Source organism: Pantoea sp. (assembly GCF_039594315.1).
GTDB lineage: Bacteria > Pseudomonadota > Gammaproteobacteria > Enterobacterales > Enterobacteriaceae > Pantoea.
This window is the reverse complement of sequence record NZ_JBCNNP010000011.1, coordinates 74,729-100,967: the sequence shown is the minus strand read 5'-3', so window position 1 is coordinate 100,967 and position 26,239 is coordinate 74,729. Positions and strand designations below refer to the sequence as shown.

Genomic DNA, 26,239 nt, shown 5'->3' with positions numbered 1-26,239 from the left:
AACCCCTTTTCTGGAAACCCAGAGGCACCTGGTGGTAGCATAACACGAACTTATTCTGCCAACGACGACCAAAGCTTATGTCTTTACAGAACGCAACGCCGAGTTACAACGCGCTAGCCGCGGCCCTTTCACAGCAGGGCGTGGGCATGACGCCAGCCGAAATGCACGGACTTCTTTCCGGAATTCTCTGTGGCGGCAATCAGGACACCAGCTGGAAAACCATGGTGCACGACCTCACCAACGAAGGCATGGCGTTTTCGCAAAGTCTGTCGCAACCGTTGCAAGCGCTGCACGAAAGCCTGGCCAACACCCTGGAAGACGAAGGCTTTATGTTCCAGCTGATGCTGCCGGAAGATGATGACATCACGGTATTCGACCGCGCTGATGCACTGGCCGGTTGGGTCAATCATTTCCTACTGGGTTTGGGCGTTACGCAACCGAAACTGGAAAAGGTCACCGGCGAAACCGGTGAAGCGATTGACGATTTGCGCACTATCGCCCAACTCGGTTATGACGAAGATGAAGATCAGGAAGAGCTAGAGCAATCGCTGGAAGAGGTGATTGAGTACGTGCGCGTCGCGGCTTTGCTTTGCCACGATACCTTCACGCGTCAGCATCAGCCAACAGCACCTGAAGTGCAAAAACCCACGTTACACTAAGCGCGTTAATGCGGGACGTTGTCGCCCGTCTTCAACAGGGAGTGCAAACATGATTACTTTGGATACCTTCCAGCAGCGTCGTCAGGCGTTGATTGCTCGCATGAAGCCGGGCAGTGCGGCGTTGATTTTTGCGGCACCTGAAGTGACGCGTAGCAACGACACCGAATATAACTTCCGTCAAAACAGCGATTTCTGGTACTTCACCGGTTTCAATGAACCGCAAGCGCTGCTGGTGCTGATCAAAAGTGATGACAAACATAATCACAGCGTGCTGTTCAACCGCGTACGCGATCTCACCGCTGAAATCTGGTTTGGCCGCCGTCTGGGACAAGATGCGGCACCGGCAAAACTGGGCGTTGATCGCGCGTTGCCGTGGGATGACATTGGCGAGCAATTGCACCAATTGCTGAATGGTCTGGATGTGGTTTACCACGCGCAGGGCGAATACGCCGAGGCGGATCAATTAGTTTTCAGCGCGCTGGAAAAACTGCGTCGCGGCTTCCGTCAAAATCTCAGCGCGCCGAACACTGTCACCGATTGGCGTCCATGGGTGCACGATATGCGCCTGTTCAAAAGCGCCGAAGAGATTGAGATTCTGCGTCGGGCCGGAAAAATCAGCGCGCTGGCACATACGCGCGCGATGCAAGCTTGTCGTCCAGGCATGTTTGAATATCAGCTGGAAGGTGAGATTCACCACGAATTCAATCGCCACGGCGCGCGTTTTCCGTCGTATAACACCATCGTCGGTTCTGGCGAAAACGGCTGCATCCTGCATTACACCGAAAACGAAAGTGAAATGCGCGACGGCGATCTGGTGTTAATCGACGCAGGCTGTGAATTCCACGGTTACGCCGGCGATATCACTCGAACCTTCCCGGTGAACGGTAAGTTCAGTAAACCGCAACGTGAGATTTACGACATCGTGCTGGCGTCGCTGTACAAAGCGTTGTCGATGTTCCGCCCGGGCATCAGCATCCATGACGTCAACGACGAAGTGGTGCGGATTATGATTACTGGCTTGGTCGATCTCGGCATCCTTGATGGCAATATCGACACATTATTTGAAGAGCAGGCGCATCGCCCGTTCTTCATGCACGGATTGAGCCACTGGCTGGGACTGGATGTGCACGATGTCGGCCATTACGGCACGCCAAGCCGCGATCGCATTCTCGAACCGGGCATGGTGTTAACCATCGAACCGGGCTTGTATATCGCGCCAGACGCCAAAGTGCCGGCGCAATATCGCGGCATTGGCATCCGCATCGAAGATGACATCGTTATCACCGAAGAGGGCAACGAAAACCTCACTGACAGCGTGGTAAAAGATGCTGATGCAATCGAAGCCTTGATGGCGGCGGCACGTCACGCATGAGCATTTTGATTGCTGGCGGCGGCATGACCGGAGCGACATTAGCACTGGCGATTTCGCACCTGACGCAAGGCCAATTGCCGGTCACGCTAATCGAACGCAGCCAACCCGACAGCCGCGCGCATCCGGGTTATGACGGACGCGCGATTGCGTTGGCTGCGGGTACTTGCCAGCAGTTGGCGGATATCGATCTGTGGCGCTCGCTGGCGGATTGCGGCACGCCGATCACCGATATTCACGTTTCCGATCGCGGGCATACTGGTTTTGTCTCACTTAAGGCCGAAGATCACCAATTGCCTGCGTTGGGCCAGGTTGTCGAGCTTTTCGATGTCGGCCAACGCCTGTTCCAGCGCCTGAAAACGGCGCCTGGCGTCACGCTGCGCTGTCCGGATCACGTAACCAACGTGACGCGAAGCGCAGACAATGTGCAAATCACGCTGAACAGCGGCGAGCAACTCGATGGCGCATTGCTGGTGGCTGCTGATGGTTCACGTTCGCCGCTCGCTGCCTCTTGCGGCATCACCTGGCAGCGTGACGATTATCAGCAGTTGGCGGTGATTGCCAATGTCACTACGCAACTGCCGCATCAAGGCCGTGCGTTTGAACGCTTCACGGAACACGGCCCGCTGGCGTTGTTGCCGATGTCGGGCAATCGGATGTCGTTGGTGTGGTGCCATCCGATTGACGCGCAATCCGCGATTCAACAGTGGGATGATGCGATCTTCCTGCAACACCTTCAGCGCGCTTTTGGCTGGCGCTTGGGGCGATTCGCGCATACCGGTCAACGCGAACTCTATCCGCTGGCGCTGCAAACCGCCGAACGTCAGGTGACGCATCGTCTGGCGTTGGTCGGCAATGCGGCGCAAACGCTGCATCCGATTGCCGGGCAAGGCTTCAATCTTGGCCTGCGTGATGTGATGTCGCTGGCGGAAACGCTGGCAAGCGCGCATCGTCAGCAGCAGGATCCCGGCAGTTATGCGGTATTGCAGCATTTTGCCGCGCGGCGTCAGCCCGATCGTGCCGCGACAATTGGCGTCACCGACGGCTTAGTGCGGATGTTTGCCAATCGTTATGTGCCGTTAGTAGCAGGACGAAATCTTGGGCTGGTGGCAATGGACCATCTGCCATGGCTGCGAAACCCACTTGCCGCGCGCACGCTCGGCTGGGTCAAGCGTTAAGCATGAATTAAGGGGCAGCAATGCAAACTTTTGATGTGGCAATCGCCGGTGGCGGCATGGTGGGTTTGGCCGTCGCATGCGGATTACAAGGCAGCGGCTTGCGCGTTGCCGTGCTGGAAAAAGCACCTGAGCCACAATTTGATCTGGCGGCGAGCGCTTCGATTCGCGTCTCCGCCATCAACGCTGCCAGCGAACGTCTGCTGCAAAAGCTCGATGTGTGGTCGAGCATTCTGGCACTGCGCGCCAGCGCCTATCACGGCATGGAAGTGTGGGATCAGGACAGCTTCGGCTCGATCAGTTTTGATGACGAGCAACAAGGCTTATCGCACCTCGGCCATATCATTGAAAATGAAGTGATTCACAGCGCATTGTGGCAGCGCGCCAGTCAATGCAGCGATATCACCTTGTTTGCGCCTGCGCAGTTGCAGCAAGTGGCGTTTGGCGATAACGAAGCCTTTGTCACGCTGCAAGATGGCAGCATGATGAGCGCACGTTTGCTGATTGCCGCAGACGGTGCCAATTCGTGGCTGCGCGACAAAGCCGATATCCCGCTGACCTTCTGGGATTATGAACATCACGCTTTGGTTGCCAACATTCGCACCGATATGCCGCACGATGCCATCGCGCGTCAGGTGTTCCACGGCGATGGTATTCTGGCGTTCCTGCCAATGCAGGATCCGCATCTTTGTTCGATTGTCTGGTCACTGTCACCGCAGGAAGCAACGCGCATGCAATCCATGCCGGAAGCGTTGTTTAACCAGCAATTATCGGTGGCGTTTGATATGCGACTTGGCTTGTGTCAGGTAGAAAGCGAGCGCAAAACCTTCCCGCTGATGGCGCGCTATGCCCGTAACTTTGCCGCGCATCGCTTAGCGTTGGTCGGCGATGCTGCGCATACCATTCATCCGCTGGCCGGGCAGGGCGTAAATTTGGGCTTTATGGATGCGGCCGAATTGATTGGTGAAATCCGTCGTCTGCATCTGGAAGGCAAAGACATTGGTCAGCACCTCTATTTGCGTCGTTATGAGCGCAGCCGCAAACACAGCGCAGCGATGATGCTGGCAGGCATGCAGGGTTTCCGCGAATTGTTTGCCGGGACGCATCCGGCGAAAAAACTGTTGCGTGATGTGGGCTTAAAGCTGGCAGATACCTTGCCAGGCGTTAAACCTCTGATGCTGAAACAAGCGATGGGACTCAACGATCTCCCCAGTTGGATACGTTAATCTCTTCTACCAACGGCGCCTAATCAGGCGCCGTTTTTGTTTAGTGCACCGTTGTGATGCAACGATGCACCCAAATCGCGCCTCATTTGATTTATTCTAATTTTACCCATCAATTCGCATTAGTTAATCTCATGTTAATGCTCCACCCAGACCGAACCATTTCATAAAGTTGTGGCGTGGATTCCCTCAATTTGCTGTATCAAAGTAATTTAGTCGTATTTTGTGCGAGGTTAATCACAATAACGTAGTGAATTATGCTGGTTGGTGTTCGATGGCACCTTGAAAGGTGGTAGTGTTTCGCCCTCGTTTTCCTCATGGTTAATTGCCGCGTTAGGTGATAACTTCAGCATAAAGAGAACGTTTGCGTCGGCCTGAAAAGGCGGCGCAGGCGCGTCACACTCACTTGTTTTCACAGGATGGTTATGACTCAGCAAACGCCTCTATTCGAACAGCATCAAGCCTGCGGTGCGCGCATGGTGGACTTCCATGGTTGGATGATGCCGCTGCATTACGGCTCGCAAATGGATGAGCATCACGCGGTGCGTAACGATACCGGCATGTTTGATGTTTCCCATATGACCATTGTCGATCTGCGCGGCGCACGCACCCGCGAATTCCTGCGTTATCTGTTGGCGAACGATGTCGCCAAATTAACCCAGCCAGGCAAAGCGCTGTACACCGGCATGCTGAATGCTTCTGCTGGCGTCATTGATGATTTAATTGTTTACTTTATGAGCGAAGACTTCTTCCGTCTGGTGGTGAACTCCGCCACGCGTGAGAAGGATTTGGCGTGGATTAAACAGCATGCTCAGCCGTTCGGCGTGGAATTGACCGAACGTGACGATCTGGCATTGATCGCGGTGCAAGGTCCGAATGCGCAGCAAAAAGCCCAGACGTTGTTCAGCGATGCTCAACGTGCGGCTGTTGCCGGCATGAAACCGTTCTTTGGCGTGCAGGCAGAAAATCTGTTCATCGCCACCACCGGTTACACCGGCGAAGCCGGCTATGAGATTGCCATGCCGGCAACGGAAGCCGCTGCTTTCTGGCAGCAATTGCTGGCTGCGGGCGTCAAACCCGCTGGTCTCGGCGCACGCGATACCTTACGTCTCGAAGCGGGCATGAATTTGTACGGTCAGGAGATGGATGAAGGCGTTTCGCCGCTGGCGGCCAACATGGGCTGGACCATCACCTGGGAACCGAACGATCGCGATTTCATTGGTCGTGATGCTTTGCAATCGCAGCGCGAGCACGGCACCGAAAAATTGGTTGGGCTGATCATGACCGAAAAAGGTGTGTTGCGTAACGGTTTGCCGGTACGTTTCACCGATGAACAAGGTCAGCCACAGCAAGGTATTATTACCAGCGGTTCCTTCTCACCAACGCTGGGTTGCAGCATCGCACTGGCGCGCGTGCCGGCAGGTATTGGCGAGCAGGCCATTGTCGAAATCCGTAACCGGGAAATGCCGGTGAAAGTGACTAAACCTATTTTTGTTCGAGCCGGTAAACCGGTCGCCCAGTAATTTTTTCAGGAGAAATGGCCAATGAGCAATGTGCCAAGTGAATTGAAATATCGCGATAGTCACGAGTGGGTCCGTAAAGAAGCTGACGGTACTTTCACCGTGGGCATCACTGAACACGCACAGGATCTGCTGGGCGATATGGTGTTTGTCGATTTGCCAGACGTGGGCGCGACCTTTGCTGCGGGCGATGATTGCGCGGTTGCCGAATCAGTAAAAGCCGCTTCCGACATTTACGCACCGCTGAGCGGTGAAATCGTGGCGGTGAATGACCAACTGGGTGATTCACCGGAGCTGGTTAACAGCGCGCCGTATGCCGATGGTTGGTTGTTCCGCATCAAAGCCAGCGACGAGTCAGAACTCGACGCCATGCTGGACGCCGATGCCTACAAAGCATCTATCGACGAGTAACCGGTAAACTTAAGAAGGTGGCGCGTGGCGGCACCTTCTTTTTTTGCCTGATTTAATGCCTTTTTTGTCACCCAGCCCGACTCAGGATTTACTGCACATGACTCAGACTCTCAGCCAGCTTGAACACAACGGTGCTTTCATTGAGCGCCACATCGGTCCTACGCCGGAACAACAGGCCCTGATGCTGGAAACGATTGGTGCCAGTTCGCTCTCATCGTTGATCGCATCTATTGTTCCTGCTGACATTCAACTGCCGGGCCCGCCTGCGGTTGGCGATGCCGCGACCGAACAACAAGCGCTGGCCGAGTTGAAAGCCATTGCCAGTCAGAACCAACGCTATAAATCCTGGATTGGTATGGGCTACAGCGCGGTGATCACCCCGCCGGTTATCCTGCGCAACATGCTGGAAAACCCAGGCTGGTACACCGCGTATACGCCGTATCAGCCGGAAGTGTCGCAGGGCCGTCTTGAGGCGTTGCTGAACTTCCAGACGCTGACGTTGGATCTGACCGGACTGGATATCGCATCCGCGTCACTGCTCGACGAAGCCACCGCCGCAGCCGAAGCGATGGCGATGGCGAAGCGCGTGAGTAAGCTGAAGAACGCGACTAAATTCTTCATCGCCGATGACATCCATCCGCAAACGCTGGATGTGGTGCGCACCCGCGCTGAAACCTTTGGCTTTGAACTGATCATCGACAGCGCCGACAAAGTGCTGGATCACGACGACCTGTTTGGCGTGCTGCTGCAACAGGTGGGTACGCACGGTGAAGTTCACGATTACCGTTCACTGATCGCTGAGCTGAAAAACCGCAAAGTGGTGGTCAGCGTGGCGGCTGATTTCATGGCGCTGGTGCAGTTAGAAGCGCCAGGCAAGCAGGGCGCTGACATTGTGTTTGGCTCTGCACAGCGTTTCGGCGTACCGATGGGGTACGGCGGTCCGCACGCCGCCTTCTTCGCCAGCCGCGACGAGCACAAACGCTCGATGCCTGGCCGCATCATCGGCGTTTCCCGCGATGCCGCCGGTAATACTGCACTGCGCATGGCGATGCAAACCCGTGAGCAACATATCCGTCGTGAGAAAGCCAACTCCAACATCTGTACTTCGCAAGTATTGCTGGCCAATATCGCGGGTCTGTACGCGGTTTATCATGGCCCGGTTGGGCTGAAGCGCATTGCTTCACGCATTCATCGCCTCACCAGCATTCTGGCGGCTGGCCTGCAAAATGGCGGTTTGAAACTGCGTCACAACAGCTGGTTCGATACGCTGACCGTGGAAGTGGCCGATAAAGCCGCGGTGCTGAATCGCGCACTGAGCTTTGGCGTCAACCTGCGCAGCGACGTGCTTAACGCCGTTGGTATCACGCTGGATGAAACCACCACGCGTGAAGATGTGCTGGCGCTACTGGCGATTCTGCTGGGCGATGCGCACGGCCAGGATATTGACGCACTGGATGCGGCAGTGGCTGCGGAAAACAGCGCGATCCCTGCTGGACAGGTGCGTGAAAGTGAATTCCTGACGCATCCCGTATTCAATCGTCATCACAGCGAAACTGAGATGATGCGTTACATGCACAGCCTGGAGAAAAAAGATCTGGCGCTGAACCAGGCGATGATCCCGCTCGGCTCGTGCACCATGAAACTCAACGCTGCGGCGGAAATGATTCCAATCACCTGGCCTGAATTTGCCGAGCTGCATCCGTTCTGCCCGGCAGAGCAGGCGACGGGCTACTTGCAGATGATTGGTCAGCTGTCGCAATGGCTGGTGCAATTAACCGGTTACGACGCACTTTGCATGCAGCCGAACTCCGGCGCACAAGGTGAATATGCCGGTCTGCTGGCGATTCGCCGCTACCACGAAAGCCGCAATGAAGGCGGCCGTAATGTCTGCCTGATCCCAAGTTCTGCGCATGGCACCAACCCAGCGTCCGCGCAAATGGCGGGCATGGCGGTGGTGGTGGTCGCGTGTGATAAACAAGGCAACATCGATCTCGGCGATCTGCGTGAGAAAGCCGCGCAGGTTGGCGAACAACTGTCATGCATCATGGTGACCTATCCATCCACCCACGGCGTGTATGAAGAAACCATTCGTGAAGTGTGCCAGATCGTGCATCAGCACGGCGGTCAGGTGTATCTCGATGGGGCCAACATGAACGCGCAGGTCGGTATCACCACGCCAGGTTACATCGGCGCGGACGTTTCGCACCTCAACCTGCACAAAACCTTCTGCATCCCGCACGGCGGTGGCGGTCCAGGTATGGGTCCAATCGGTGTGAAATCGCATTTGGCACCGTTCGTGCCGGGCCACAGCGTGGTGCAAATCGATGGCGTCCTGACGCAGCAAGGCGCAGTTTCAGCGGCACCGTTTGGTAGCGCTTCAATTCTGCCAATCAGCTGGATGTACATCCGTATGATGGGCGCGGAAGGCCTCAAGCAAGCCAGTTCGGTCGCGATTCTGAATGCCAACTACATTGCTAGCCGCCTGCAATCGGCTTATCCGATTCTGTATGCAGGCCGCGACGGTCGTGTAGCACACGAATGTATTCTCGACATTCGTCCATTGAAAGAGCAAACCGGCATCAGCGAGTTGGATATTGCGAAACGACTGATCGATTACGGATTCCACGCCCCAACCATGTCATTCCCAGTTGCCGGCACCTTGATGGTTGAGCCAACGGAATCAGAAAGCAAAATCGAGCTGGATCGCTTTATTGACGCGATGCTGGCCATCCGTATGGAAATCGATCGCGTGGCTGATGGCGAATGGCCGCTGGAAGACAACCCGTTGGTGAACGCGCCGCACACGCAGATGGAAATCGTTGGCGATTGGACGCATCCGTACACCCGCGAACTGGCGGTATTCCCTGCGGGCAGCGCCAACAAATATTGGCCAACGGTGAAGCGTTTGGATGATGTGTATGGCGACCGCAACGTTTTCTGTAGCTGTGTACCAATGAGCGAATATCAGTAAATCAGGCTATTGTTAACGTTGATTAATTAAAGGGCCGATTGCGGCCCTTTTGTTTTGGAGGCAAAAATGGATCTGGCTTTGGTTACTGGCGGTAGTCGCGGCATTGGACGCGCCACCGCTTTATTGCTGGCGCAGGCCGGTTATCGCGTGGCGATCAACTATCGCCAACGCGCGGATGAAGCCGCTGCGGTGGTAGCAGAGATTGAAGCGCAGGGCGGCAGCGCATTTGCCGTGCAGGCGGATATTGCTGAAGAAGCGCAGGTGCTGCGCATGTTTACCGAAATCGATAATCAAGGTGCATTACGCGTTTTGGTCAATAACGCCGGCATTCTCTCTACGCAGTGTCGCGTTGAAGATCTCGACGCTGAGCGTATTCAGCGCGTGTTCGCCACCAACGTCACTGGCACTTTTATCTGCTGTCGCGAAGCGGTAAAGCGTATGGGAACACATCACGGCGGCAAAGGTGGCGCGATCGTCAACGTATCCTCGGCCGCATCCCGCTTAGGCGCACCGGGGGAATATGTCGATTACGCCGCATCGAAAGGGGCGATGGATAGCTTAACCAAGGGCTTATCGCTGGAAGTGGCGGCGCAGGGCATTCGCGTCAACAGTGTGCGTCCAGGTCTGATTTATACCGAAATGCATGCCGATGGCGGCGAGCCGGGCAGAGTTGATCGTTTGGCAAGTTCACTGCCGATGGGACGTGGCGGCCAAGCCGATGAAATAGCCCAAGCCATTGTCTGGCTGGCAAGCGATGCCGCATCGTATGTTACCGGCACTTTTATCGATGCTGCCGGTGGAAGATAAGCCACCCACCGTAGGGTCGCCATTTTTGGCGACCCTTGTCAAAATCGCTCTTAATCATTCACACCCATTCACATAATTATTTTAGCGTACATGTGTACACTGAAAATTTTCCTGGTTACTCTGGTTGCGCACAAAAAGCACAATTGCTCCCTCCGATGTTCAGGAACACACCTACATGGTACAGAACCGAATTATTGCCCAAGGCTATTCATTGGCAGAAGAGATTGCCAACAGCATTAGCCACGGTATCGGCTGCATATTTGGTATCATCGGCTTGGTATTAATGCTAACGCAAGCCATTGAAACACAAGCTAACGTTACCGCGATTACCAGTTACAGTTTGTACGGTGGCAGCATTATTTTGCTTTATCTGGCATCAACGCTTTATCACGCAATTCCGCATCAGAAAGCCAAATACTGGTTAAAAAAACTCGACCATTGCGCCATCTATGTGTTGATTGCCGGCACCTACACGCCGTTTTTGCTGGTGGGCCTGAACTCTCCACTGGCACAAGGCTTGATGGTAGTGATTTGGAGCCTTGCACTGATGGGGGTGCTGTTCAAGATGGCCTTTGCTCATCGCTTTGAAGCGCTGTCACTGGTGACCTATCTCAGCATGGGTTGGTTATCATTGGTGGTGATCTACCAGTTGGCGATCAAGCTGTCGGCGGGTGGGATATGGTTACTGGCGGCGGGCGGCGTGGTCTATTCGCTGGGCGTGATTTTTTATGTCTCGCGCCGTATTCCTTACAGCCACGCTATCTGGCACGGTTTTGTGCTAGGCGGCAGCGTTCTGCACTTCTGCGCGATCTATTTCTACGTGATGTAACAGAGAAACGGCGGCTCGATGGCCGCCGTTTTTTTACTCTGCCAGTGAATACGGCAGTGGTTGAATGGTTAATTTGCCACTCTCGTCGCCTTCCACGCGCAGCACGCTATCCGGTTCCAGATCGTTGTTCATCACCACTTGCACCCAGACGCTGCCGTCATCCAACTGCACGCCGCTTAGCACCGTGCCAGTACGACGCCATTTGTCGCCCATCTGCAATTCCAATGAACTATCGGCTTCTGGCACCTTGCTGGCATTGCCAGCCAGCCAATACAGGGCACGCTTATTCGCCCCGCGGAATTTAGCGCGTGCCACCATTTCCTGGCCGGTGTAGCAGCCCTTTTTAAAGCTGATGGCGTCCAGCGCCTGCAAGTTAGTGGCTTGTGGGATCAGTTGCGCGCTGGTGGCGGTTTCAATCACCGGAATACCGGCTTCGATATCCAGCGCCAGCCATTGCAGGCTGTCATTAAACTGCGCTTCACCCGCGAGCTTGTCTTTCAGCGCATTGGCTTGCTCAAGCGTGGTGACTAACAGGAAACGTTCGGCGGGCTGTTCAAACCACAGCAGAGTGCTTTCACCTTGCTGCACCACTGGCGTTTCGGCATCCGGCAACGTATCGAACAGATTCGCCAGCGCGGCGCGCGCCTGAAAACCAGCCACACCGAGTAAAACGGCATCGTCATCCGCCACGATGGTCACTTTGGCGAACACCGCGTACTTCTTCAACTCGGTCAACTGCTGTTCGCGCAGGTTGCGACGCACAATGTAGCCGTAGCCTTCAGTGCGATGGAATAAACGGATATTGCTCCACATTTTCCCCTTGGCATCGCAATGCGCGGCCGGGCGGTGTTGCGTCTCGCCCATTGCGGCAACGTCCAGTGTGAGCTGGCCTTGCAGATACGACGTGCTGTCATTGCCCTGCACCTTGACCAGCGCCCATTCGTCGAGCGAAATCAGGGTTAAAGGCAGGCGTGACGATGCAGCAGGCTGGCGAGGTGGAAGGGTAAAAATCGACATGTGTCATTCCTGATTGATGAGGTTATCCAGTTGCCAATGTTAAAAGAGCAGTTCGGCATTGCAACCTGTTTACTGAATCTGGCGCACAAATCGCGTGATGACCTCTGCAATTACAGGGAAGAAGTGTCGTGACATTGCACAGCAATCAGCACTGCGCCTGCAGCGAGAAAAAAAAGCAGGTACACTTAGCCCCACTGTTTTTAGCCATGGAATGAGAGACATGGAAATTAATGACAAAGCCCGCGTTCAATGGGCGTGCCGTCGTGGCATGCTGGAATTGGACATCGCCATCATGCCGTTTTTCAAATACGAATATGATTCGCTGGATGACACGGATAAGCAGGTATTTATCGCGCTATTAAAGAGTGACGATCCTGACTTGTTCAACTGGCTGATGAATCACGGTGAACCGGTTGACCCCGAGTTCAAACGCATGGTGAAACTGATTCAGCAGCGCAATCGTGAACGCGGTCCGGTGGCAATGTAATTTGCGGGCGTCACGCAGTGCGCGCGCGCTGAATGTGACGCTGTTTTTGCTGTGCAGCGTATTGCTGCTGAGCCTTAGTTGGCCCGCTGAGTGGGCGTGGGGTGAAGCACCGCTATTACTGTTGTTATGGGCGGAAGGCTGGCGCAATGAACGTCGTTTAGTACAGCGCGTGGGATGTTTGGCATTGGACGCGCAGGGCGATTGGCTGTGGCGCGGCTTGCGCTGGCAAGCCGAGCGTAAGCCAGATTGGTTGCCGTATGGGGTTTTGCTGGTGCTACGTAATCAACAAGGTCAGCGCTGGCGGCTGTGGTTGATGCACGATAATCTGCCGCCTGCTGAATGGCGAACGTTGCGCGCCTGCTGTTTTCTACGTGATGAACAAACGCTGCCTTAAAGCAGCGCGGCGGTTTCCGTCAGAATCTGTTCGCACCACTGTTCAACGCGTTCATCGCTCTGTTCGAACTGGTTGACATCATCCAGTGCTAAACCGACGAACTGCGAGCCATCGGCGGTGAGCGGCTTCTTGCTGGTAAACTCATAACCGTCCAGCGGCCAGTAACCGACAAACTGCACGCCCATCGGCTGCAGCAACTCATGCAGCATGCCCAGCGCATCGAGGAACCATTCGGCGTATTCGCCCTGGTCGCCCATCCCGTACAGCGCGACAATTTTCCCGCGCAGATTCAGCGTAGGAATTTGCGGCCAAATCGCTTCCCAATCTTCCTGCAATTCACCGAAATCCCAGGTTGGAATGCCGAGGATCAGCAAATCGTACTGCTCCATCAGCGACGGATCGTCATCTTTCAGATTGTGCAGTGTGACTAATTCTTCACCGATAAAGTCGCGAATCTTCTCCGCCGTCATCTCGGTGTAACAGGTACTTGAACCGTAAAACAGACCGATATTCATGCAATTAATGCTCTGACTTAAACTCACTCGGGCGCAATTGTACCAGAAGCAGACTACTTTCAGGCATAATGAGCACGATTTCACACGCGGGAGATGACAGTGCAGGACAGCGATCTGATCGAACAGTTTCTGGATGCGCTTTGGATTGAGCGCAATCTGGCGCAGAACACGCTCGCGTCCTATCGCCAGGATTTGCAAACGTTGACCGGCTGGCTGCATCACCATGATCGCACGCTGCTGACGCTTGAAGCATTGGATTTGCAGCAGTTTCTCGCCGAACGTGTTGAAGGCGGCTATAAAGCCACCAGTTCCGCGCGCACTCTCAGCGCTATCCGCCGTTTATGCCAATATTTATACCGCGAAAAAGTGCGCAGTGACGATCCCAGCGCGCTGCTTTCCGCGCCGAAATTGCCGCAACGCTTGCCCAAAGATCTCAGCGAAAACCAAGTCGAACGCTTGCTGCAAGCGCCGAGCATTGATATTCCACTTGAACTGCGCGACAAGGCGATGCTGGAATTGCTCTACGCCACCGGTTTACGCGTCACCGAATTGGTCAGTTTGACCATCAGCGATCTCAGTTTGCGTCAGGGCGTGGTGCGAGTGATCGGTAAAGGCAATAAAGAGCGCCTTGTGCCGTTAGGTGAAGAAGCGGTTTACTGGATTGAATATTATATGGAACATGGTCGTCCGTGGCTGCTCAATGGGCAAACGCTCGACGTGATGTTCCCGAGCCAACGCGCGCAGCAAATGACGCGGCAGACCTTCTGGCATCGCATCAAACACTATGCGACCCTTGCCGGTATCGATAGCGAAAAGTTGTCGCCGCATGTGCTGCGCCACGCATTTGCCACACATTTACTGAACCACGGCGCGGATTTGCGCGTCGTACAGATGTTGCTGGGCCACAGCGACCTCTCGACCACCCAAATTTATACGCATGTCGCCACCGAGCGCCTGCGTCTGTTACATCAACAGCATCATCCGCGCGCTTGAGATGCGGTAACAAGGATTTAAGATGAAAAAGCAGCTTACGATGCTGGCTCTGCTGGTCAGTGCATTTACTGGATTTGCGCATGCCGATGACAGCGCCATTCAGCAAACCCTGAAGAAACTCGGTCTGGAACAGTCAGAAATCCAGCCATCGCCGTTGCCGGGCATCAAAACCGTGTTAACCGACAGCGGCGTGCTGTACGTCTCTGAAGATGGCAAGCACATGATTCAAGGCCCGCTTTACGATGTCAGCGGTACGCAGCCAATCAACGTCACCAACAAGCTGTTGGACAAAAAAGTCACCGCGCTTGAGCCAGACATGATTGTCTACAAAGCGCCGAAAGAGCAGCACGTGATCACCGTGTTTACCGACATCACCTGCGGCTATTGCCGCAAGCTGCATGAGCAAATGGCGGATTACAACGCGCTGGGCATCACCGTGCGTTATCTGGCTTTCCCGCGTGAAGGTCTGAACGGTCAGGTGGAAAAAGCCATGCGCGCCATCTGGTGCAGCGCCGATCGCAAAAAAGGGTTTGATGCGGCGATGAAAGGCGATGCCCCGCAGATGGAAGCGCCAGCAACCTGCAAAATCAATCTTGAGCAGCAATACAAACTCGGCATCCTGTTTGGCATTCAGGGCACGCCAGCGATTCTTACCGACAGCGGTATGATGATTCCTGGCTATCAGGGACCGCAAGAGCTGAAGCAGGTGCTCGACGGCCAGAAGCGCGGCGGTTAACGCACCGTGATGCATTCTGTTGAATTGCGTCGGCGCGAAGCCGAGACCGACGCCGAATTGCCCGCCGATCTAGCGCCGTTATTGCGCCGTTTGTATCTGCAACGCGGCGTGAAACTGGCGCAGGAGCTGGAACGCGGCGCGAAACATCTGTTGCCGTGGCAGACGCTCGGTGGCATTGAAGCCGCAGTAACTCTGCTGCATCAGATGCTGCAAGCGGGCAAGCGTATTGTGGTGGTCGGCGATTTCGATGCCGATGGCGCGACCAGCACCGCATTAACCGTGCTGGCGCTGCGCAGTTTGGGTGGCAATGTCGATTACCTGGTGCCGAACCGTTTTGAAGATGGCTATGGATTAAGCCCGGAAGTGGTCGAGCAAGCTAAAGCACGCGGCGCGGAGATGATTCTCACCGTTGATAACGGCATTTCCTCCCATGCGGGCGTGGATACTGCGCATCAGCACTGCATTCCGGTACTCATCACCGATCACCACTTGCCGGGCGAAACCTTGCCAGCCGCCGAAGCGATTGTGAACCCGAACCTCAACGACAGCGAATTTCCTTCGCGTTCGTTGGCGGGCGTCGGCGTGGCTTTCTACCTAATGCTGGCGCTGCGTGCGCATCTGCGTCAGCAAAACTGGTTTAACGATGGTCGCGCCGAACCCAATTTAGCCGAGCTGCTGGATCTGGTGGCGCTGGGAACCGTGGCCGATGTGGTGCCGCTCGATGCCAACAATCGCATTTTGGTGTGGCAAGGTTTGAGCCGCATTCGTGCGGGTAAATGTCGTGCCGGGATTCGTGCGCTGCTGGAAATTGCCAACCGCGATGCGCGCCAGCTTGCCGCCAGCGATCTTGGCTTTGCCGTTGGGCCGCGCCTGAATGCCGCCGGTCGTCTGGATGACATGTCGGTTGGCGTAGCGCTGTTGCTCACTGAAGACATCGCGCAAGCGCGTATGCTGGCGAACGAACTCGATGCGCTGAATCAGACGCGCAAAGAGATCGAGCAGGGCATGAAAAGTGAAGCGCTGGCGCTGTGCGATGAGCTGGAGCGCCAACACACCGATCTGCCGCTTGGTCTGGCGTTTTACCATCCGGAATGGCATCAGGGCGTGGTGGGGATTTTGGCATCACGCTTGAAAGAACGTTTTCATCGACCGGTGATCGCCTTTGCACCCGCCGGTGACGGCACGCTGAAAGGTTCAGGTCGTTCGATTGCCGGATTGCATCTGCGCGATGCGCTGGAACGTCTCGACACGCTTTATCCCGGCTTGATGATCAAGTTTGGTGGTCACGCGATGGCGGCGGGTTTGTCTCTGCAAACCGAGAAGTACGACGAATTCCGCCAGCGGTTTGCCGATCTGATTGATGAATGGCTGGATGGTGAAGCGTTGCAGGGCGTGATTTGGTCGGACGGTGAACTACACGCGCAGGAGTTTACCCTGCACACCGCTGAAATGCTGCGCGAAGCCGGGCCGTGGGGGCAAGCATTCCCGGAACCGGTATTCGACGGCAAATTCAAACTGCTGCAACAGCGCTTAGTAGGCGAGCGTCATCTCAAAGTGATGGTCGAGCCGCTGGGCGGCGGCCCGTTGTTGGATGGCATTGCGTTCAATGTCGATACCACATTGTGGCCGGATAGCAGCGTGCGTCAGGTGCAATTGGCGTACAAATTGGACATCAACGAGTATCGCGGTAATCGCTCGGTGCAGCTGATTATCGATCACGTTTGGCCGCTGTAATTCTCGCTAAAATCGCGCCGCTACGAGATATGCATGCATTCGTAGCGGCGCGATTTATCGCATTCTTCTGGCCTAAATCAAAAACTCATATCCACGCCGCCGCGCAGCACTTTCTCGTCACCGTGTTCGGCGAAGTGCTGATCGGCACGCAGGAACAGCCGCGCGCGAGCCGACTGTGCCACATCCAACCGTAGGCCTAACCACTGTGAACGACGATCAAGCTGCATGCCCGGAATGGTAAAGCTGTTCTGCTCGCCACCGAAACCGCTCCAGCGCGCGCTAACATCCATCGACGGATTGTTAAAGGCGTACTGATATTCGCCGTACAAGCTCAACATGCTCCACCAACCGGCCGACCAATCCTGGCGCGCGCTGACGCTCAGACCGCTATAACCAACGCTGCGACGATAGCTGTCACCGTCGCCATTTAAGCCGAACGCACTTCCGCTATCGGCAAATGCGCCAGTTTGCAGGCCCGTTTCGCGCCAACCGAGATACGGCTCCAGCCGATAGTTGTCATCCAGCGTCCAGCGGTAGCCGCTTTGCAGCGCCGCTTGCCAGCTGTTGCTGCTACTGGACGATGAAACTGGCGTGGCTTCATCCAGCAACACCAAACGCTTGAGTTCGTTGTTGCCATGTTGATAGCTGAGGTTGCCCTGGAAATACCATTCAGGCGTCACATCAAAGCGACCATACAACATCGCGCCTTGCAGACGATCGCGGCTGCTGCCGCCGGTTTCGGCGTAAGTGGAGTCGATCTGGTTTTGCGTCCACGCGATGCCCAAACGCAGGCCTTGCACGCCGAAATCGCTATCCACGCCCAGCGCAGTCAGCGTGTTGCGATAATCGGTGCCGAGGTAGCCATCCTGATCCAGTGAGCCGCGCAATTGACCGCTCTCCAGCCAGAAGCCGTAACGCTGGTCGGCGCTGGCATCGGCGATGCGGTTGTTCAACAGGCGCGATTGATAATCGAGCGCGTTAAACAGCACGGCATTGTTGGATGCATGAGCCTGACCGGAAAGGGAGTTGATGGCGCTCTGCGCGCTGCTGGCATCCGCCAGCGTCTGAAATGCGCCCGCCGCACCGAGGGCAGATTGCTGCGTGCTGCTCAGCGAGCTTTGTTGCTGCCAGTTATCCGCCACGCTAAATGCCTGTTCCAGATTTGCTGCCGTTTGCTGGGTGCTGGCACCGCTCAAGCCCATCGCTGAGGCCGCTGCGGCGGTATTTTTACGCGTCAGTTGGCCGGTGACGCTATTGGCGTTGTAGCTCACCGAACCATCAAGGAACACGCCGGTATTCACCTGGCTAAACTGACCGCTCACACCGTTGCTGCTGGTGAGCAAGGTTTCCTGCTGTTTCACCACATAACTTGAAGAGGGTGGAGCGAGATTAAGAGTGCCATCCAGCGTCGAATGTCCTGCAACGCGCAGCGGGCTATTCAGCGCGATATTCAGTGCGCCGTTGCTCGCCTGCTGATAATCACCTTGCACCTGCAAGCCGCCATTGACCGCACCTTGGTTGACAAGATTGCCGCCAATTTGCCCTGAACCGCCCAAGGTGCCGCTGCCGCTGACGTTGGCATTACCGGCAATCGCGCCATCAATCAGCAAGGTATTGGCCGACACGCTGGTTTGGCCGAGGTAGCTGTTGTTGCCGGTTAATTGCAGGACGCCGCCGTTGTTTGCACCATCCAGCACTAAACCGTGATCGCCGCTGATGGCATTGGCAAACACATAACGTCCGGCATCGAGGCTGGCGTGGAAGTCATTGGCCCAGAACATCGCTGGGCCATTCAGCGCTTTGGCTTGATTGAGATCGCCCCAGCCAAAGGTATCGTTGTAAGGCCGACCGTTGGCGCTGTCGGCGACGTTGTTATAAGCATCACTTCGATAGGTGGCGGTGGTGAGCAGCGTTTGCTGCAAGTTATAGCCGCTCATCCACGGGAAGCGTTGCAACACTTGCGAAGCGGCGGCCGTGGCGCGTGGTGCCGCAAACGAAGTGCCGTAACTGCGGGCGCGCACCCAACTGCCATCAGAGTTTTGATAGAGATAATCGGTATAGCCTGGCGCGCTCAAACACCATGCGGCGGCGTTGCCACAGGCATCAAACGGCCCGGTCAACGCCGGGCGATTCGCCGCATCGTTGGCGGTATTTGGCATAATGCCGGTCACCGCCAAAATATTATTCTTCAGCGCATTATCCTGATAAATCAGCGGGATTTGCGCGTTCGGGGAAGGTGTTGCCGTGCCGCCGTTGCCGGTGATCACCACCGCTAAACCATCCGCCGCCTGAATGTTACGCAAGCTGCGATACAAGGCTTGATAGCTCGGTTGAGCATTGAGCAGCGCTTGTTGGCTGGTCAGGCGATCGGTCGAGGCAAACGACATGTTGATGATGCGCACGCCCTGGCCGAGCAAGCCGTTCACCGCACGTTCGGTGTCATCATATTGGAAGATATTATTCTGTGAACCTTGCGCCATATACAGCGCGCTGCTGGAGGACAAACCGAGCAGTGTCAGCGCCACCACAGTACCGTGGCCGTTGATACCCTGATTATCATTCAGCGTGTTGCTGCCGCCTGCGATATAACTGGCAAACTGCACGTTGGCGTAATTGATTTCGCTGTGACCGGGCGACAAGCCAGAATCAATAATGCCGACTTTAGTGGCATTACTGACCGCGCTGGGCTGTGAAGGGATTTGTGGCTCATTGACGGTCGGCGCGGGCGACGAACTGCCGCCACCGCCACCGCCACCACCACAAGCGGCGAGTAACAAGGGAATTAACACAGCAAGCAAGCGCGGGGAAGTGCGCAAACCGGGAATGGCCATCAATGCTCCTTCATGTCTCTCAGGACATGTCGAGCCCGCTCACGTTAACGGGCGTTGCGTAGTGCGTCATTCCTTGTCTTGGGTAATGCGTTCCTGGCGGGCGTGGTGACAAACGGTGCGGACGTTCACGTTGTCCAGAGTGAGATAGTCACCAGGTGAAAATGATAAGCGGCGAGCGGGCAAAGTAATGGCCTGAATATCACTAGATTGCTGGCGTTAATCGAGACACGTCTGCTTAAAAGCAGGAAATTTCTCTGGCAGGATTATTGGTTATATTTCTTTTTAAATCATGAGGTTTAATGACGCTTGCTGACATTTATTGATTGGTATTTGTAGGAAATTTCTTAAGATGATTCCGTCGCGACAGGCAGGCGGCAGTGCTTTTAGGAAACCGCTGGTTCAGCGACTTTCCAATAAGCATGAAAATATTTTTTCTTTCCCCTCGCGCGCGCAACGTTCAGCCGCGTGCAATGCTACAAACTGCGCCTGGTTTCGGGTAAACTAGCGCGTTAGTTTTTATCTCCTTTCACCGAATCGTCAAAAAAGACTGAAAAGCCATGTTTGAAATTAATCCGGTCAAAAATCGTATTCAGGATCTCACCGAGCGCAGCGACGTTCTTCGGGGGTATCTTTGACTACGATGCTAAGAAAGAACGCCTCGAAGAAGTAAACGCCGAGCTGGAACAGCCTGACGTCTGGAACGAGCCAGAACGCGCGCAGGCGCTGGGCAAAGAACGCTCCTCATTGGAAGCGGTGGTGGACACCTTGGATCACATGCGTCAAGGCCTGGAAGATGTGCAGGGCTTGCTGGATCTGGCGGTAGAAGCCGACGATGAAGAGACTTTCAACGAAGCGGTTGCTGAGTTGGATGCGCTGGAAGTGAAACTGGGCGAACTGGAATTCCGCCGCATGTTCTCTGGCGAATACGATAGCGCCGACTGCTACATGGATATTCAAGCCGGTTCCGGCGGCACCGAAGCGCAGGACTGGGCCAGCATGCTGCTGCGCATGTATCTGCGTTGGGCCGAAGCCAAAGGCTATAAAACCGAAATTATCGAAGAGTCAGACGGTGAAGTGGCCGGTACTAAATCCGCCACCATTAAAATCATCGGTGACTACGCGTTTGGCTGGTTGCGTACCGAAACTGGCGTACATCGCCTGGTGCGTAAGAGCCCGTTCGATTCCGGCGGTCGTCGTCATACTTCATTCAGTTCGGTGTTTATCTACCCGGAAGTGGATGACAACATTGATATCGAAATCAATCCGGCCGATCTGCGTATCGACGTCTATCGCGCCTCCGGTGCGGGTGGTCAGCACGTCAACAAAACCGAGTCTGCGGTGCGTATTACCCACTTGCCGACCAACATTGTGGTGCAGTGCCAGAACGACCGTTCTCAGCACAAGAACAAAGATCAGGCCTTCAAGCAGTTACGCGCCAAGCTGTATGAATATGAGATGCAGAAGAAAAACGCGGACAAGCAGGCAGCGGAAGATAACAAATCTGATATCGGCTGGGGCAGCCAGATCCGTTCTTATGTTCTCGACGATTCGCGTATCAAGGATCTGCGCACCAGCGTAGAAACCCGCAACACCCAAGCGGTGCTGGATGGCGATATCGATCGTTTTATCGAAGCAAGTTTAAAAGCAGGGCTATAAGGAACCGACATGTCTGAACAACAACCGCAGAGCGCTGATGACGCCCTTGAGTTAAACAACGAACTGAAAGCGCGTCGCGAAAAACTCAGCGCGCTGCGTGAAAAAGGCGTGGCGTTCCCTAACGATTTCCGCCGTGACACCACCTCCGATCTGCTGCACGCCAGCTACGATGCCAAAGAGAACGAAGAGCTGGAAGCGCTTGGCGTGGAAGTGAGCGTGGCGGGTCGTATGATGACGCGCCGCATCATGGGTAAAGCGTCATTCGCTACCTTGCAAGATGTTGGCGGCCAGATTCAGATCTACGTATCACGCGACGATCTGCCAGAAGGCGTCTACAACGAGCAGTTCAAGAAGTGGGATCTCGGCGATATCCTCGGTGCGCGCGGTAAGCTGTTCAAGACCAAAACCGGTGAACTGTCGATCCACATCACCGAACTGCGTCTGCTGACCAAAGCACTGCGTCCGCTGCCGGATAAATTCCACGGCCTGGCCGATCAGGAAACTCGTTATCGTCAGCGTTATCTCGATCTGATCTCCAACGACGATTCGCGTAAAACTTTCAAAATCCGTTCACAAATCATGGCGGGTATCCGTCAGTTCATGGTGAATCGTGACTTTATGGAAGTGGAAACGCCGATGATGCAGGTGATTCCAGGCGGCGCATCTGCGCGTCCGTTTATCACCCATCACAATGCGCTCGACATCGATATGTACCTGCGTATCGCGCCAGAGCTGTACCTGAAGCGCTTGGTGGTTGGCGGCTTTGATCGCGTGTTCGAGATCAACCGTAACTTCCGTAACGAAGGTATTTCGCCGCGTCATAACCCAGAGTTCACCATGATGGAACTCTATATGGCATATGCAGATTACAAAGATCTGATCGAACTGACCGAAAGCCTGTTCCGTACTTTGGCGCAGGACGTGTTGGGCACCACTGAAGTGCCTTACGGTGATCACAGCTTCGATTTCGGCAAGCCTTTCGAGAAGCTCACCATGCGTGAAGCGATCAAGAAATACCGTCCGGAAACCGATCTCAACGATCTGGAAGACTTCGATAAAGCGGTGGCGATTGCTCAATCACTGCACATCAAAGTCGAGAAGAGCTGGGGCCTCGGCCGCGTGGTAACTGAGATCTTTGAAGAGACCGCTGAAGCACATCTGATTCAGCCAACCTTCATCACCGAATATCCGGCTGAAGTATCACCGCTGGCGCGTCGTAACGACGAGAACCCAGAAATCACCGATCGCTTTGAATTCTTCATCGGCGGCCGTGAAATCGGTAACGGCTTCTCGGAGCTGAACGATGCGGAAGATCAGGCTGAGCGTTTCCTGCAACAGGTGAATGCTAAAGAATCTGGCGATGATGAAGCGATGTTCTACGACGAAGATTACGTCACCGCGCTGGAACACGGTTTGCCACCAACCGCCGGTTTGGGCATTGGTATCGACCGCATGGTAATGCTGTTCACCAACAGCCACACCATCCGCGACGTCATTCTGTTCCCGGCGTTGCGTCCAACCGCTAAGTAATCAGCGCGCTGTCTCCGATCCGGGTTTCTTCCTCTCCCACTTGTGGGGGAGGACCGAGGTGGGGGACAGCGAGCACCACCCAAATCCCCTCCAACAAAATTCCTGATGACAACCCGGCACGCTCTGTGCAGGATAGTTTTTTTATTTTCAGGGAATCACCATGAGTGCAAAAGCGGCAACGTTAGAGGGCCGGATACATCAGCACTGGGATCAACTCTCCAGCCACGAACAGCGTTTGGCTGATGTCCTGCTTGCCGCGCCGGGGCAACTGGCGATGAACACCGCTACCGAACTGGCCAACAGCGCGGGCGTCTCCAAAGCCACCACCACCCGTTTCTTCCGCCATCTGGGCTACGAAAGCTATGAAGCTGCACGTCGTCAGGCACGCGAGATGCAAAGCAGCGGTTCACCGCTCTATCTGCAAGCCGCGCCCAGCGCCTCGCCGCTCGCCAGCATCATGCAGCAGCATCTGGAAAAAGAGATCGCCAATCTGGTTAACAGCTATCGCACACTAGATAGCGAACAATTGCAGCAAGCGGTGAGCGCCATCAGCCAGGCGCGTCGCGTGGTGGTGATGGGCTGGCGTCACAGCCAAACCATCGCACAACTGATTTATCGCGATCTGGTGCATATCCATTCCGATGTTCGTTTGCTGCCACGTCCCGGTGATTCGCTGGCGGAACACATGGCCGCACTCACCGCTGAAGATGTGGTGATTTGCGTCGGATTGCGCCGCCGTATGCCCGCGCTGGAAGCGGCGATGAACGCGTTATCAGAACGTAAAGTGCCGATGCTGTATATCGCCGATGTGCTGTCCGGCAAACCGGCGCGTCATGCGCAATGGGTAATTCGCTGCCACACCGATAGCAGCTTGATCTTCGATAGCACCGCCGCGTTGTCTGGCGTGTCCAATCTGCTCTGCTCACTGGTGGCCCGACAAATGGGCAAAGCCAGCAACGATCATCTGGCGCAAATCGAAGCGCTGCACCAATCCCTCGACGAACTCGAATAATGCTCTGTACTGGCGCAATGCGCGCCAGAAGATTCACCAAAACAGTGCAAACCTCTTTCGCTCTCTGTCTGATGATCTTCCCGCTTCCACGCCAAGTGAAACCTTAGAAATAAAATATCAAAACAAAGAAACAAATGTTTCTCATTGATTCTATTCATTAAGTGAGTAATTACGTGGTTCCTCCCTGGTGAGGAGTGAAAAAACTGGCACAAAATATGCTCTATAGAAAAAGACATTTCACCAACACCAGGGAAACACCATAATGAAAAAAACAGCACTGCTGATAGCCGCACTTCTCTCCGTTGGCACCATGGCGCAGGCGCAAGCTGATACGCTGGCCGACATCAAAAGCAGCGGCAAAATCACCGTTGGCATCGATCCAACTTTTCCTCCATACGAGTTCACTGACGACAAAGGCGAGATCACCGGCTACAGCGTGGCGATCATGCAATCGTTCGCCAAAGATCTCGGCGTGAAACTGGAGTTTCAGAAAACCGCCTTCAGCGGCATCTTGCCGGGCCTGATTTCTGGCTCGTTCAACGCCGAGGGTTCTTCCCTTAACGTCACCGCCGAACGCGCAAAAAAAGTGCTGTTCACCGTGCCATACAGCAAAACCGTCAACGGCGTGCTGGTGCGTGAAGATGCTGCCAAAACGTTCAGCGGCAAAACGCTCAGCCCGGAAAGTTTATCTGGCCTGCGCGGTGCAGTGAAAACCGCCAGCGTGCCTGAGCAATTGCTTAAAGGCTTCAACGAGCAGTTGAAGAAACAGGGCAAGAAACCGATCACCATCATCAACGTGGATTCACTCGATCAAACCGTCAGCACCTTGATGACCAAGCGCGCCGATTTCGTCTACGACGACATTTCTGTGTTAGCGCCAGTGGCGAAGAAATACGCCGGAAAAGTGGCACAGGTCGGTGAAGTTGGGCCGTCGCAGTGGATGGGTTGGGCGACACGCAAAGAAGATGGCAGCCTGAACAAAGCCATTAGCGATCATATCCTGGCGATGCAGAAAGATGGCGAGCTGACCAAGCTGCAACAGCAGTATCTCGGTACCACCTTTACCGTGCCGGCCAGCGACTTCATCCCTCAGGAGTAATTATGTGCCAGTCCACCAACCTGACGGTGCCTGCGGGCCATGGTAAAACTTTCCGCGTGCGCAAAGGCCAGTTTATTACCGTCATTGATAGCGAAGGGCAGCAAGCCGCCGATTTCGTGGCGGTCAATGCCGCCGACCTGAATGAAAAGCTGTCGCCGGTCCACACGCGTCAGCAGTTACGTTCGCTGTTCTTCAAACCCGGCGATGCGCTGTGGTCGAGTGAAAATCGCCCGATGCTGCGCATTCTCGCCGACAGCATTGGCATTCACGATGCCAACGTACCGGCCTGCGATCGCACCCGTTTCAGCGTCGATTTCGGCGTCGACGGGCATCGCAACTGCGTCGATAACTTACTGGAAGGAATGAAGGCATTCGGCGTGACTTACTTCTCGCTGCCAGAACCGTTCAACCTGTTCCAAAACGGCCCGGTCACCGCCGATGGCCGCATGGAAGTGACCGATCCCAACAGCAAAGCCGGCGACAGCATCACCTTTGAAGCGCTGTGCGACCTGATTTGCTCGGTGTCATCCTGCCCGCAGGACATCATTCCGGGCAACGGTTTGCAAGTGACGCCAATCGATATCGTGGTCAGCGACCATTTTCACGCACAGGAGATCAATCATGCTGTTAATGCGTGAAAATTATGAAGAAACCGCGCTGCGCACCCAGGCCGATACGGTTGAGGTTGCGCCCGGCAGCGTGGGATCGATTCGCGTGCTGCGCGGCCAGTTACTGCGCATCACGGCATTAGGCGATGGCGCGGTGGCTTCACTGTTTGGCTTTAGCCTCGCCGATCCGGCGGTGTGGCTGTCGGTGCACCACACGCGGGTATTCAGCAACAGTTACCTGCTCGGTTCCGGTATGCGTTTGGTCAACAACCGCCGCCGTCCGATGATGGTGCTGGGCAAAGACAGCGTAAAGCGTCACGACTTATTGTTGCCCGCTTCGACCAGCGCGTTTCTGGCTGAACGCGGCTATCAAGGCCAGGGCTGCCTGGAAGCGGTAAGCGGCGAGCTGGCGCGCCTCGGCATGGTAGTGCCGAAGTTGCCGGACCCGATCAATCTGTTTATGCACGTCAAACTGACGCGCGAAGGCGATATTCTGCCGGAAACCAACCTGACCAAAGCCGGTGACAGCATTACCTGTCGCGTGGTGATGGATACGCAGTTCATCGTCTCCGCCTGCAACACCGGCATTGAAGGCAACGATCAGCCTGCGCCGTTGCAGTTATCGGTGGCGGAAAACCTGTACGACTTTAACGCGGAGTAACG

Annotated in this window: 23 protein-coding genes; 20 read left to right on the top strand and 3 right to left on the bottom strand. The window is 55.2% G+C overall.

What is annotated here, in order from left to right; genetic code table 11:
- The first annotated feature begins 77 nt into the window (after positions 1-77).
- The 9 genes from ABDW13_RS10095 to ABDW13_RS10055 all read left to right on the top strand — a co-directional run bounded on the left by ABDW13_RS10095 (position 78) and on the right by ABDW13_RS10055 (position 10,964).
- A complete protein-coding gene (locus tag ABDW13_RS10095) occupies positions 78-659 on the top strand; it encodes a YecA family protein (RefSeq protein WP_343552427.1) in 582 nt (193 codons plus the stop codon).
- Between the two features lie 49 nt (positions 660-708).
- Positions 709-2,031 (top strand): Xaa-Pro aminopeptidase, encoded by a 1,323-nt coding sequence (gene pepP, locus ABDW13_RS10090; RefSeq protein WP_343552426.1) that lies wholly within the window; start codon positions 709-711, stop codon positions 2,029-2,031.
- Positions 2,028-3,206 (top strand): 2-octaprenyl-6-methoxyphenyl hydroxylase, encoded by a 1,179-nt coding sequence (gene ubiH / locus ABDW13_RS10085; protein ID WP_343552425.1) that lies wholly within the window; start codon positions 2,028-2,030, stop codon positions 3,204-3,206. Before pepP ends, ubiH begins: the two co-directional genes overlap by 4 nt.
- 20 nt (positions 3,207-3,226) lie before the next feature.
- Positions 3,227-4,429 carry an FAD-dependent 2-octaprenylphenol hydroxylase gene (gene ubiI, locus ABDW13_RS10080; RefSeq protein WP_343552424.1) on the top strand — a complete coding sequence of 401 codons (1,203 nt, stop codon included), beginning with the start codon at positions 3,227-3,229 and terminating at the stop codon, positions 4,427-4,429.
- Positions 4,430-4,851: 422 nt separating this feature from the next.
- Complete coding sequence (gcvT, locus tag ABDW13_RS10075) at positions 4,852-5,949, top strand: glycine cleavage system aminomethyltransferase GcvT (protein WP_343552423.1); 1,098 nt, start codon at positions 4,852-4,854, stop codon at positions 5,947-5,949.
- Positions 5,950-5,970: 21 nt separating this feature from the next.
- Entirely contained in the window at positions 5,971-6,357 is a 387-nt protein-coding gene (gcvH, locus tag ABDW13_RS10070; protein ID WP_343552422.1) for a glycine cleavage system protein GcvH, read from the top strand.
- Between the two features lie 97 nt (positions 6,358-6,454).
- Positions 6,455-9,328: an aminomethyl-transferring glycine dehydrogenase gene (gene gcvP, locus ABDW13_RS10065; RefSeq protein ID WP_343552421.1), complete on the top strand. Its 2,874-nt coding sequence runs from the start codon at positions 6,455-6,457 to the stop codon at positions 9,326-9,328.
- Between the two features lie 66 nt (positions 9,329-9,394).
- On the top strand, positions 9,395-10,135 hold the full coding sequence (locus tag ABDW13_RS10060; protein ID WP_343552420.1) for an SDR family oxidoreductase: 741 nt from the start codon (positions 9,395-9,397) through the stop codon (positions 10,133-10,135).
- A gap of 175 nt (positions 10,136-10,310) precedes the next feature.
- The gene (locus ABDW13_RS10055) at positions 10,311-10,964 is read left to right on the top strand and encodes a hemolysin III family protein (RefSeq protein WP_343552419.1); all 654 of its coding nucleotides are present in this window, start codon (positions 10,311-10,313) and stop codon (positions 10,962-10,964) included.
- Positions 10,965-10,997: 33 nt separating this feature from the next.
- Here the strand turns inward: ABDW13_RS10055 and ygfZ are convergent, their stop codons facing one another.
- Positions 10,998-11,981 (bottom strand): tRNA-modifying protein YgfZ, encoded by a 984-nt coding sequence (ygfZ, locus tag ABDW13_RS10050; RefSeq protein WP_343552418.1) that lies wholly within the window; start codon positions 11,979-11,981, stop codon positions 10,998-11,000.
- A 220-nt stretch (positions 11,982-12,201) separates the two neighbouring features.
- Here ygfZ and sdhE point away from each other — a divergent pair, with 220 nt between their 5' ends.
- Together sdhE and ABDW13_RS10040 are read left to right on the top strand one after the other, a co-directional pair.
- Complete coding sequence (gene sdhE, locus ABDW13_RS10045) at positions 12,202-12,468, top strand: FAD assembly factor SdhE (protein ID WP_343552417.1); 267 nt, start codon at positions 12,202-12,204, stop codon at positions 12,466-12,468.
- Positions 12,443-12,862 (top strand): protein YgfX, encoded by a 420-nt coding sequence (locus ABDW13_RS10040; RefSeq protein WP_343552416.1) that lies wholly within the window; start codon positions 12,443-12,445, stop codon positions 12,860-12,862. The genes sdhE and ABDW13_RS10040 overlap by 26 nt, the downstream gene beginning before the upstream one ends.
- Here ABDW13_RS10040 and fldB read toward each other — a convergent pair.
- On the bottom strand, positions 12,859-13,377 hold the full coding sequence (gene fldB / locus ABDW13_RS10035; RefSeq protein ID WP_343552415.1) for a flavodoxin FldB: 519 nt from the start codon (positions 13,375-13,377) through the stop codon (positions 12,859-12,861). The two genes, ABDW13_RS10040 and fldB, sit on opposite strands and share 4 nt — an antisense overlap.
- A 93-nt stretch (positions 13,378-13,470) precedes the next feature.
- Between fldB and xerD the strand changes: the two genes are divergently transcribed.
- The 3 genes from xerD to recJ are packed head-to-tail and all read left to right on the top strand — an operon-like array spanning position 13,471 to position 16,840.
- The gene (xerD, locus tag ABDW13_RS10030) at positions 13,471-14,370 is read left to right on the top strand and encodes a site-specific tyrosine recombinase XerD (RefSeq protein WP_343552414.1); all 900 of its coding nucleotides are present in this window, start codon (positions 13,471-13,473) and stop codon (positions 14,368-14,370) included.
- Between the two features lie 22 nt (positions 14,371-14,392).
- Positions 14,393-15,106: a bifunctional protein-disulfide isomerase/oxidoreductase DsbC gene (gene dsbC, locus ABDW13_RS10025; RefSeq protein ID WP_343552413.1), complete on the top strand. Its 714-nt coding sequence runs from the start codon at positions 14,393-14,395 to the stop codon at positions 15,104-15,106.
- Between the two features lie 9 nt (positions 15,107-15,115).
- Positions 15,116-16,840 carry a single-stranded-DNA-specific exonuclease RecJ gene (gene recJ / locus ABDW13_RS10020; RefSeq protein WP_343552429.1) on the top strand — a complete coding sequence of 575 codons (1,725 nt, stop codon included), beginning with the start codon at positions 15,116-15,118 and terminating at the stop codon, positions 16,838-16,840.
- Between the two features lie 77 nt (positions 16,841-16,917).
- On the opposite strand, the gene ABDW13_RS10015 is transcribed toward recJ, so the two are convergent.
- Complete coding sequence (locus ABDW13_RS10015) at positions 16,918-19,671, bottom strand: autotransporter domain-containing protein (protein WP_343552412.1); 2,754 nt, start codon at positions 19,669-19,671, stop codon at positions 16,918-16,920.
- 557 nt (positions 19,672-20,228) lie between these two features.
- Between ABDW13_RS10015 and prfB the strand changes: the two genes are divergently transcribed.
- From prfB to ABDW13_RS09985, 6 genes are all read left to right on the top strand, one after another.
- Positions 20,229-21,327 (top strand): peptide chain release factor 2 gene (gene prfB, locus ABDW13_RS10010; RefSeq protein WP_343552411.1). Its coding sequence is split into 2 segments (ribosomal slippage): positions 20,229-20,303 and positions 20,305-21,327, totalling 1,098 coding nucleotides; the frame shifts between segments, so codons are not numbered across the junction.
- 9 nt (positions 21,328-21,336) lie between these two features.
- Positions 21,337-22,857, top strand: a complete 1,521-nt coding sequence (gene lysS / locus ABDW13_RS10005) for a lysine--tRNA ligase (RefSeq protein ID WP_343552410.1) — start codon at positions 21,337-21,339, stop codon at positions 22,855-22,857.
- A 160-nt stretch (positions 22,858-23,017) separates the two neighbouring features.
- The gene (locus ABDW13_RS10000; protein WP_343552409.1) at positions 23,018-23,869 is read left to right on the top strand and encodes a MurR/RpiR family transcriptional regulator; all 852 of its coding nucleotides are present in this window, start codon (positions 23,018-23,020) and stop codon (positions 23,867-23,869) included.
- A 262-nt stretch (positions 23,870-24,131) separates the two neighbouring features.
- Positions 24,132-24,968 carry a transporter substrate-binding domain-containing protein gene (locus ABDW13_RS09995; protein WP_343552408.1) on the top strand — a complete coding sequence of 279 codons (837 nt, stop codon included), beginning with the start codon at positions 24,132-24,134 and terminating at the stop codon, positions 24,966-24,968.
- Between the two features lie 2 nt (positions 24,969-24,970).
- Positions 24,971-25,606 (top strand): urea carboxylase-associated family protein, encoded by a 636-nt coding sequence (locus ABDW13_RS09990; protein ID WP_343552407.1) that lies wholly within the window; start codon positions 24,971-24,973, stop codon positions 25,604-25,606.
- Positions 25,590-26,237, top strand: a complete 648-nt coding sequence (locus ABDW13_RS09985) for an urea carboxylase-associated family protein (protein ID WP_343552406.1) — start codon at positions 25,590-25,592, stop codon at positions 26,235-26,237. The genes ABDW13_RS09990 and ABDW13_RS09985 overlap by 17 nt, the downstream gene beginning before the upstream one ends.
- Positions 26,238-26,239: the final 2 nt, after the last annotated feature.